Origin of the sequence: Microcoleus sp. Z1_B2, assembly GCF_036700325.1 — a bacterium.
Lineage (GTDB): Bacteria > Cyanobacteriota > Cyanobacteriia > Cyanobacteriales > Microcoleaceae > Microcoleus.
The window spans coordinates 21,175-31,357 of record NZ_JAUBOQ010000050.1; the positions used below are offsets into that span (position 1 = coordinate 21,175).

8 protein-coding genes and 1 pseudogene are annotated in these 10,183 nt (G+C 47.3%); 2 read left to right on the top strand and 7 right to left on the bottom strand.

Features of this window, described 5'->3' with window-relative positions:
- Positions 1-1,980 (bottom strand): ATP-binding protein, encoded by a 1,980-nt coding sequence (locus QT984_RS24280; RefSeq protein ID WP_333234047.1) that lies wholly within the window; start codon positions 1,978-1,980, stop codon positions 1-3.
- A gap of 47 nt (positions 1,981-2,027) precedes the next feature.
- A complete protein-coding gene (locus tag QT984_RS24285) occupies positions 2,028-2,750 on the bottom strand; it encodes a hypothetical protein (RefSeq protein ID WP_333375148.1) in 723 nt (240 codons plus the stop codon).
- Positions 2,751-3,201: 451 nt separating this feature from the next.
- Between QT984_RS24285 and QT984_RS24290 the strand changes: the two genes are divergently transcribed.
- Positions 3,202-3,681: a rhodanese-like domain-containing protein gene (locus QT984_RS24290; RefSeq protein WP_333057623.1), complete on the top strand. Its 480-nt coding sequence runs from the start codon at positions 3,202-3,204 to the stop codon at positions 3,679-3,681.
- 409 nt (positions 3,682-4,090) lie between these two features.
- Here QT984_RS24290 and QT984_RS24295 read toward each other — a convergent pair whose 3' ends face one another.
- From QT984_RS24295 to QT984_RS24315, 5 genes are all read right to left on the bottom strand, one after another.
- Positions 4,091-4,525 (bottom strand): NUDIX domain-containing protein, encoded by a 435-nt coding sequence (locus tag QT984_RS24295; protein ID WP_333057624.1) that lies wholly within the window; start codon positions 4,523-4,525, stop codon positions 4,091-4,093.
- A 202-nt stretch (positions 4,526-4,727) separates the two neighbouring features.
- A complete protein-coding gene (locus QT984_RS24300) occupies positions 4,728-5,474 on the bottom strand; it encodes a peptidase (protein ID WP_333375150.1) in 747 nt (248 codons plus the stop codon).
- A gap of 251 nt (positions 5,475-5,725) precedes the next feature.
- Positions 5,726-5,965 carry a preprotein translocase subunit SecG gene (gene secG / locus QT984_RS24305; protein WP_333156560.1) on the bottom strand — a complete coding sequence of 80 codons (240 nt, stop codon included), beginning with the start codon at positions 5,963-5,965 and terminating at the stop codon, positions 5,726-5,728.
- A gap of 476 nt (positions 5,966-6,441) precedes the next feature.
- Complete coding sequence (gene gpmI, locus QT984_RS24310; RefSeq protein ID WP_333274410.1) at positions 6,442-8,040, bottom strand: 2,3-bisphosphoglycerate-independent phosphoglycerate mutase; 1,599 nt, start codon at positions 8,038-8,040, stop codon at positions 6,442-6,444.
- A gap of 429 nt (positions 8,041-8,469) precedes the next feature.
- Positions 8,470-9,165, bottom strand: coding sequence for a retropepsin-like aspartic protease (locus QT984_RS24315; RefSeq protein WP_333274407.1), 696 nt, complete (start codon positions 9,163-9,165; stop codon positions 8,470-8,472).
- A gap of 202 nt (positions 9,166-9,367) precedes the next feature.
- Here QT984_RS24315 and QT984_RS24320 point away from each other — a divergent pair.
- Positions 9,368-10,183 (top strand): annotated as a pseudogene (locus QT984_RS24320) (hypothetical protein); the annotation flags it as partial.

The window sequence follows — 10,183 nt, forward strand, 5'->3', positions numbered from 1 at the left end:
TTAACTAAATAGGTCACTTAGATCCCCATCATCTGTATCATCATTGGTGGGAGGGTTGAAAATGTCTTCTAAAAGTAGGCTTTCATCTTCATCATCAACCGCAGGCATTTCACCGGAGGGATCGCTCAAAATTTCCCGCAATAAAAGATTCTCAAAAGTGAGCTGCTTCTGAGCTATGAAATCAAAAATCTGGTCTTCTGTTAAATTGTAATCTCGGCATTTTTGACAAACAGCACGGAGAGCCAGCAGCGGCTTTATTTGCTCTTCAATCAAATACACTACCTCACCGCCTTTTTCAACTGACACGAGTTCTTCTAGAAGCTTATACGCTTTAGAATTTTTCTTGATTTTATCTATTTTTGATTGGGAACGGACTAAACAACCGCGTGTTAAATCAAATTTTTGATAATCAGTTAAACGCTTCAATCCAGCAACTAACTCAGATTGAGAATATTGGATGACTGCCACCCCAATCTTGATGGCTCTGCCATTTTCAGTGCCAATTATCTTAAACTTAATCCAATTTGCATTGGGTATTTTGGGTTTTATTTCTGCGGTAATATCATCAATTGTTACATTATCTACCGTCTGACCTTTCAACGTTTCAAAGCCAAAGTAAATAGCCTTAGCAATTGTGGAATCATTCTCCATATCCTCTCGGATATCTTCCTCAAGTTCCTTGGTTAAAGCAAACTCAAACCGCTCAACAGGATCTTCTGGAAGTTCAGGCATTGGAGGCATAAAAACTTTAAAATTCTCGGCACACCATTTCAAAGCTTCCCGTACCGTGGGCTTACCTCTGCCATATTCTCTCAGTTGGCTTTCCTCAAATGGATAGACCGGATGAGGAGGGTTTAAATTGCTGATTTGATAAAAATCTTGCAACCATAACTGGACTAAATCGATTAAAGAATCGCCGTTCAAGTATTTTAACTCGATTGGTTTTCGCTGCGTGTATGTTGAAACTCGATCGGGTATGCCACCAGGCATCACGTTAACTTGTTCTGTCCACGTATAAGCCATCATTACTGTGATAATAACCACACCTTGACCGAGTTCTGAGTGTTCGAGAGTATCGTACAAACGCTTAACAAGATCGGCAATTACCTGCGGTGTTGTGAAGCCATCATCGTTACATTTTGTATCTACATCTATTTCATCAAAACAAATGATTACAGGACTGTAGTAACTCACCAAATTTAAAATTTGCTGGACACTATTCAGAGATTCGACTTCTTTCTCATGATTACTTTTGCCGAAATTAGCAGGCAATCCTAGTTCCTCAGCTTTAGATTTGTCTAACTCTTCACCTGATAACCATTTGATAGCAAAAAGTGTTTCAGTTTCTGATAACGTCCACAAAACTGCTCGAATAATATAAGGGTCTACATTTGATTTTGTTTTGAGAACTTGCTTAGTTAGGGTGTTCATAAAATTCCTATTTTTATTAGCCCAACTAGCGCATACTCGGTCAAATCGATCGAGAAGTTCTTGAGCCGAAAGATTTGGTGTAGCAGAATTGATAGCTTTAAAACCTTCGTTGGCCATTGCTGCCGCTATTTCCTGCCATTGCATGACACCTTGGCTTCCTGTGCGGCTCAAACTATTAGCTAAAGTTTGCTGAAATTGGTATTTTATCAAGTTTAAGTCGGTGTAATTATTAACACTGGCATAAACAAACAAAGCACCACCATTAGTTTCTAGTCTATGGCGAGTGCGACTCAAAATGTGGCTTTTCCCCACTCCCTGGTTAGCAGTTAATACCAGTGAAGTCACCTTTTCTTGGCTGGATTGACTTGTCTGTACTTTTTCAACTGCCTGAAAAATGGCATCAGAAGCGTGAGCATTTAAAGTCGGAATATCGGGGAACCCTTTTCGCCAAATATCTTGTTCTTTGACAATTCCAGCTTTGCTAAATGGATTGTGATTTTGGATTGCAGCATTGAGGGCTTCTATCGGAGAAACTGATGTATTGTTCATAGCGATTGGGTGTGAGGTATCGAACTACAAAAAGATTGAGGGAAATTTTATGAATTCAAACGCTTGGCGTAGTAACGCAATGCACCACCAGGAATGGTAATTGAGTCTTCACGTTTATCTGGGGCGATGTCTCGCATATCTCCTGCCATTAGCTGAAAAATGTCATTAGCCTGCATTTCCAACAGCCACTCATTGAACTCCGATCGCCCTACCCTTTCCCCGATCGCCCGTCGCATCCGATAAATCGGCACTAAATCGTCTAAGTTATAATCCCGGTTCAAGGTGTCATACACATCGAGCGCCACAGCCTTAAAATCCTCATAGGATGCGATCGTCCCTACATCCCCTTTCCCCTTCTCAACCCGAACACTTGCCGCACTATCCTGATGCCGAATCCACTTCAACAAAGAATTTCCCAGCCGAGTACCAATTTGAGAACCATCAAACTCAAACAGAGAATCCTTACTTTTCAAGCCTTCCGCTAAAACTTCTTTCCCCTTCGCGCTCAATTCCACCAGCGTCACCCGATTTACCAGCGAATACTCGATCGCCCCAGTCGCCTGCAACTCGCCGAGCACTCCCAGATATCTCTGACTCGTCTCATTAGTGCGAACAATCCGCTTAGTCAACTCCCCCTTTTTCACCTTCATCTTCCCGCCGCTCAAATCCCACAAATTCAGTAGTACCCGAACTTTCGCCTTCGCATCCCACACCGCTTGCTCTTCCGGTGTCAAAGTTATAGGCACCGCAACTTCACTTTTCTCAGACATATCCATACCTTTAAATACTTGTTTTTACTTTTAAATTTTACCAGAAACCTTGCTGGCAAACATTTAAACTTTTCCGCACGCGGGCGAACCTGCGAATAACTTATGCTTATTTCATTGTTAAATAATTTTGTCACTCATCACCACAGTAAAATTCGATTACCAAAAAGATGAGGATTGACTAAAAACTTGTGAATTGATAAAATAAAATGTTTGATACATTATCGCAATTCTAATTCTCTGCACCAAATGCGATCGAAACATTTTTAAGCACAGCTCGCTAGGCTCTAGCAACCTCAACAAATGTAGCGCTCCCAACCGCACCTAATAACCCGGAAACTAGCCTAACTGCGACTTTAGTTCAATGCTCGATTCTGCCTTTAGAAAGACGAATGCAACCTAAACATCTTGTTACATTGCAATGGCAATCAAAACATTGAACAAGATTTTACCCATGAAAACTATTCCCGACCAAATTTCCAACATCAAAGACAAACTTCCCGACTTTACTCCCACCCCTCCCGGTTTAAAAGCTCAAGCATCTAGCCACGACCTCAAAGCCCGTTTAGATTGGGGCGAACCCGGACTCACAATCATCGACGCCCGTGATTTTGAAAGCTTCACCAAAAGCCACATTACCGGCGCGGTAATGATGCCAATGGACGAATTAGTTGAGCGCGCACAATCGAGTTTAGAACCCATCCGCGACATCTACATCTACGGCGAAAACGACCAACAAACCGCCGAAGCTGCCAATCTTCTCCGCGCAGCAGGCTTTCAAAAAGTAGCCGAACTCAAAGGCGGAATTCCTGCTTGGAAAGCCATTGACGGCCCCATCGACGGCGCTGCCGAACACGATACTCCCGGCCCCGACGCTTACAACGTTTTCTCTCGCTTGCAACACCACGCCGAAGCGCAGAAAATCAACAAATAACCTCAGATTGGCGGCAGAATTAACCCACAGAATCTGACACTTAATAAACCCGGTATCGCAAAAGTTACCGGGTTTTTCTATCCGAACTTATACCATGCCCGGTCGATTACCCTGATTCCTGTAGGGGCGGGTTCACCAACAATATCTGCCAATAATGGACAATCTCAAAAACCCGCCCGGCCGGGATATTATGGTCAATCGTGAGGACATGATATTATACCAAATCAGTCTTATATTTTCTTAGTCTCTTAGAGAGTGACTTCCTTTGTATAGGATGGGTTTCATATCATGTCCGATGGATCGCCCATAATACAATTGCCGGGGCGGGTTTGGGAGATTGTCGGTTTTTGGCAAATATTATTGGTGAACCCGCCCCTACAGGAATCAGGGTAATCGACCGGACATGATATCAACCGCCGACTTTTAACTTCCTGCTATCCAAATATGCCTTAACTTCCGCGAACATTAGGCGGTTGGCATCAAAAGTAATCAACTTAACAGCTTCCTCAAAAGAAACCCAAGCAGAATTTTGGATTTCCTCCACTTGCAAAACAACCTCCCTCGAATTGACAAAGCCTAAAAAGTATGTCACCGTTTTTTCAATCAGCTCCCCATCTTTAACAAAAGAATAATGCTCTGTAAAACTCGGCTCATCCAGCATTTGAAAATCGGATATACCAGTTTCCTCCTGAAATTCCCGCCTAGCCGTTTCCGCTGGAGATTCCCCAGGATTGGCGTGACCTTTGGGAAACGCCCAATGTCCGGCTTGATGTTGAATTAACAGAAACAAAATGTCAGCTTCCGTCGAAAAAATCGGCACAATTCCAAAACATTCATCTTTCATTTTTCTGATATTCCCTATTAACTCTTACAGCATATTCCAAGTTTATAAGTACATCCCAGAAACCGGGTTTCTTTACAGTTCTCGCATCATTACTGATTCTGTTGCTCGAAACCCGGTTTCTCGCGAGCTACATCTACATGGAATATCCTGTATGTTTTTCGAGTCCGGGAACCATCCGGACTTCGTTTGTGTAGATGCGATTTCAATCGCCGAGTCTCTGAAATTCCCACCCCAAGCGAGTCTGCTGTTCATAAACCCGCTTCAAAGTATTAACATCCCTCGCCGAAATAGGCGGAGGATTTCTCACATGAGAAAAATAAAGCACATCAGTTTCCATCAAACTGTGGCCCCAAATTCCCAAAGCGTGACCCAACTCGTGCCGCGCCGTCGCCGGAATATACTTACCCACTTGAGTCGGATTCAAATAAACCGAAAACCGATGAGATAAGACAGTTTTATCGCCATCGCGACGGGCATACAATTCATAGGTAGCCTCTCCAGAACGCGATCGTAAAACCCCTTGACGCAAAGGCGGAGCCCGACGTAAAATCCTAATATCAGCCACCTCAGAACTATCCACCACTTCCAAAGGCAAATAAACCCCCCATTCCCGCACCACATCCAACACAGCCGCCACCCATTCTTCAGACTTATTAGCATCAACTGGACGCTCAACATAAACCTGAATCGGAAACTTAGACCACAACAAATGACCGAAATTCGGTGGCTTAACCTGGTCAAAATAATCCCCGCTATCCGTGGAATCTTGCCAATTTGCTAGCGTTGGTGGCAAAGGATGAACCTGTGGATTCGGAAAACTATTCGGGATAGAAGAAACAGTCGCCGCCGGAGTATTAACCTGAGTAAAAATTATTAGGCTAAAACAACATAAAGCCAATCCCAAGACAGCCAGCAATCGAGGTTTTAATGTCACTTTCCCCAACCGCATTTTTGCAACCGCACTTAAATTTCATCTTTAGGGCGGGCTAGAAGCCCAGCCCCTACTCCCCACAATATTTATTTATGTGGCACGGGCGTCTCGCCCGTGAACTCATGTGGCACGGGCGTCCCGCCCGTGAGCTAATGTTAATGTGGCACGGGCGTCTCGCCCGTGAACTCATGTGGCACGGGCGTCTCGCCCGTGAACTCATGTGGCACGGGCGTCTCGCCCGTGAACTCATGTGGTTAAAAATCCGAATCTTATAACTTAGGCGTCAACCAACCAGCACTCAAAATCACAGTCAAACCCATAAAAACAATAGACAGACCCCAAGTAATCCGGTTCAGACTTGTTTCTGCACTCTTGGCGCTGGTAAACAATTGAGCTTGTCCGCCAATCCCTCCAATACCATCGCCTTTAGGACTGTGCAGCAACACAAAAATCACAAGTCCTAAAGCAGACAAAGACCAGATAACTTGTAACACAGCAACAATATTCATAATCGGGGGGAATTGGTAATTAGTAATCGGTAATTTATTATCATATCAAATTTGGTCGATCGCGCACAATCTCCTCCGGGACACAGCATCGTACCCATTGTTGTCGAATTAAGCTGTTAGTCCGCCAGTCCGGCAGGGAATGAATTCCCTGCCTCAAAGCGAAAGTCCTCGCTATGAGGACTGAAAAGAAGAATTTTGGTACTGCTGAATCCAAGTATGATTTTGCCTGATGGGGTAATTCTAAGTGCTTACGCTGTCAGCAGTGGGGCAACCACGGGGGGATTGCCCCTACAAATTTCATACCCCAATTCAGAAACGCCGAATTGTTAAACTCATTAGTCCTCTTGAGAGGACTTTCGCTATTAGACAGGGAATTCATTCCCTGGCGGACTACCGGATGGGCGGGAGGGCTGGGCGGATGACAGCTTAAGTTGACACCAGTGCAAAACGCCTTTGTCCCTAATCCTGCGTCCCTACTACAATCGGACTCGCACCGGAGTGCGATTGGCACGAACTTCAAACTCAGCCGATCGAATCATAGAACGTCCGGTCATCTCCGGGGGCTGAGGCAACCTCAACAGCTCCAGAATCGTCGGCGCAATATCCGCCAAACAACCATCCGCCCTCAGAGGAACATCCGTTCCGTGACCCGGAATCTTCCGACCTTCACCTTCTACCAGAATAAACGGCACGGGGTTAGTAGTGTGAGCCGTCCACGGATTCCCGTCCTCGTCAAACATCTGCTCAGCATTGCCGTGGTCAGCAATAATAATTGCCGTTCCCCCAGCTTTACTAATGGCGCTCAACAGCCGCCCCAAACATTTATCCACAGTTTCGATCGCAATTATCGTCGCATCCATCATCCCCGTATGACCAACCATATCCGGGTTAGCGTAATTAATCACCACAAACGAATAGATGCCTTTTTCCAAAGCCGTCACCACCCCATCCGTCACCAACTCCGCCGACATCTGGGGTGCCTCATCGTAAGTCCCCACCATCGGGCTCTGCACCAATTCCCGGTGTTCCCCGATAAAAGGCTCTTCCAGACCCCCATTAAAAAAATAAGTCACATGAGCGTACTTTTCAGTTTCCGCCGTCCGCAACTGCTGCAAACCGTGCTTAGAAATCACCTCGCCCAGAATATTGTTCAAATTCTGCGGTTCAAAAGCCACCATTACCGAAAGTTTCGGGTCGTACTGAGTAAAAGTCGCAAACGCCAGCGGCTCAATTAACTGCCGTTCAAACCCCTTAAAATCTGGAGATACAAAAGCCTGAGTCAATTCTCTAGCCCTGTCCGGGCGAAAATTGAAGAAAATTAGCCCATCCCCGGATGCCACCGCCCCCGGAGCAATCCGAGTCGGAACAGCAAACTCGTCGGTCACTCCTTCAGCATAAGAGGCCTGCAACACATCCACAGCCGATCGACCGTCAGGCGCGCCCTCAGTCGTCATCACCTCGTAAGCGCGCTGCACCCGATCCCAGCGCTTGTCCCTATCCATCGCGTAGTAGCGACCACTAATGGTCGCAATCCGACCAACCCCGACCTCTGCGATATAACTTTCAATCTTGCCTAGAGCTTCGACACCCTCTTTCGGAGTAGTATCACGGCCGTCTGTAATCGCGTGAATGCAAACATCAGAAATTCCCTGTGCCTTTGCTAATTGCAGCAAACCCTTAATATGACTGAGATGGGAATGAACCCCGCCTTCAGAACAAAGACCAGTTAGGTGCAACTTGCCGCCCGTGGCGCGGACTTTCTCGCAAAGCCCAACCAGCGCGCGGTTGTCCAGCAAAGAACCATCTTCCACTGCATCCGAAATCCGCACCAACTCTTGAGGAACCACGCGGCCCGCGCCCAGATTCAAGTGACCAACCTCTGAGTTACCCATTTGCCCGTCTGGCAGCCCTACCGCCCGACCCGATGTTTTAATCAGAGTTCTGGGATAAGCGGCCCAGAGACTGTCCATCACGGGTGTTTTCGCAGCGGCGATCGCATTTCCGTCTTTTTCTTCACGATAACCCCAGCCGTCTAGAATAATCAGCACTACAGGAGATACAGACGCTTGTGCCATGTGAATACCTTATTTACAATAATTAATTTCTCGATGGTCATGATTTCCGATTTTGCGGAACATCTGCCGCTAATCAGTTTACATATTTTCTAGACTCCGGCTGAACAATGCCAACCAAAATTCCCTCAGCCACAGCATTGTGGGAACTAATTTCGACCTGCTTTGGGAATTGTTTAATTGATTGCCTTGGCCTGTACTGTGAATCGTTGTCGGAGACTGTTACCGAGATCACCAACAACAGCCGTGCTTTTGTGGCCGGATTTCACGGATAGTTTAACCGTCGGTGGCTCTTTAAACACTAAGAACGATACCACACTTGGTTGCATTTTGCTACCGCCTCAACCAATAAATTTAAAAGCCTTGACCGGGTTGCTAATAACTGTAAAGGACACGAGTTGAGCAAAAATCGGTTTCCGACTCAGCTCACTCTCAGCGGACATAAAATTCTACAACATCTTTTTTAATTTTGACATCGTAATTGCCAAAGAAATCGTGACCGAGCAGACCTATTGGCATTTGTTTCGCGATCGCCACTTCGACATTTTGGATCGCAGCACCCCCAACCCGAATCGATCGCACTACGCCGATCGGGAACTCGACAACGCTACCGTCAGCGATCCCCGCTCTGATAGTACGCACCGGCCTCACTCCCAGTGCAGTAGCCATCCGCTGAGAAATCAAAGTGCCGCTCGCCCCGGTATCGACAATCATCTCAAAAGTCTTGTTGCCGTTAAATACCACATCAATCACCGGCGTCCCACCAGCGCGACGCTTGATTTTAGCTTGAAATACCTGTGGATTCCCCGGTGGCTTAGCCGGTTGATTTGCTGGGGGTTTGGCACCACGATTTGACGGGTTCCAAAACTGAGAGTACAATTTGCCAGTTGTGAATCCCGATCCCGTTATAGTGCGATTCCCTACCCTTCGGGAACCCCTACGGGGAACGGGATAGCTCCGCCGCGCGTGCTGCTGGGAACTAACATCGGGCACCAATGTCATCACCTGAGTTTCTGGCTGATGTGAATGAGAATGCACCTCGCCACCCCCCACAGATCCCAGACCAACCACAACGCTCGCACAAACCAAGCCCGATCGCCAAATCCGCTTGAGAATCACTTTTGCCATGATCTAAATACCTTAATTGATTCAATGATGTCGAACAACGACCGCCACTGATATCCTAACCCGCTCCCAAAAACCGATCGCCCGATCCCCAGATCAGAATCATCAGGAAAACTTGGCAATTTTCAAGCGATCGCATAACATCGAAACACAGATAAACTGATAAACGGCAACAGGCTGTAATTGCAGAGCCTTGTTGGAAATCTTGAAATTAAGGATTTGGTGGCGATCGGCAATGCACAAACTTTTATATTTTGCAACTATAGGACTACTAGCGTTCTCGATCGGAGGATGCGGTGGCGACGAGGGCAGCAACACAGCCAGCCCCAGCCCCAGCCCCATTGCAGCCTCTCCATCTCCGGCAGCCACTGCCAGCCCTACCCCAGCAGCTCAAGCTTTCCCGTCCCCAATAGTAGCCGCCCAGCCTCCTGGGTTAATTCGATCCACCAACCCAGACGAACGAGCAAGACAGGCTCAAACAAATATCGGCGACAACAATGACAGGAATCCCACGCTTCCGCTTCAGCCGGTGCCCCAAGGCCCTGTGACAGCTAATCCTTCTCAGTTAGATCCCTTTGGGCCGCTCCCGCCGATCGTATTACAAATCCCTCCAGGAGCCAACGGAGCGGGTGGGACAACATCAGAACTCCCCAAACTGCCACAGCGACAAGTGGCCGTGCTACCCGAACTTCCCGAGTTATTGGCTCCGCCCCCAATTAACAGGCCTAATCAGACGGTTGCTCTCACCAGCCCACCCAGGGGCGATCGAGCCGGCACTCAGCAAGTACCAGGTAGAGCGCGAGGCTCTTTACTTCCCGGAGGTGATGGGGGGCAAATTGGCTCGCCTCCCATAGTTCCAGGGGGAACTCCTCCTCGCTTAGGTGGCGGTGGCAGAAATGGTTCCTTACCCGGAGGCACCGGGGGACAAATTGGCTCGCCGCCCCTAGTTCCAGGGGGAACTCCTCCTCGCTTAGGTGGCGGTGGCAGAAATGGTTCCTTACCCGGAGGCACCGGGGGACAA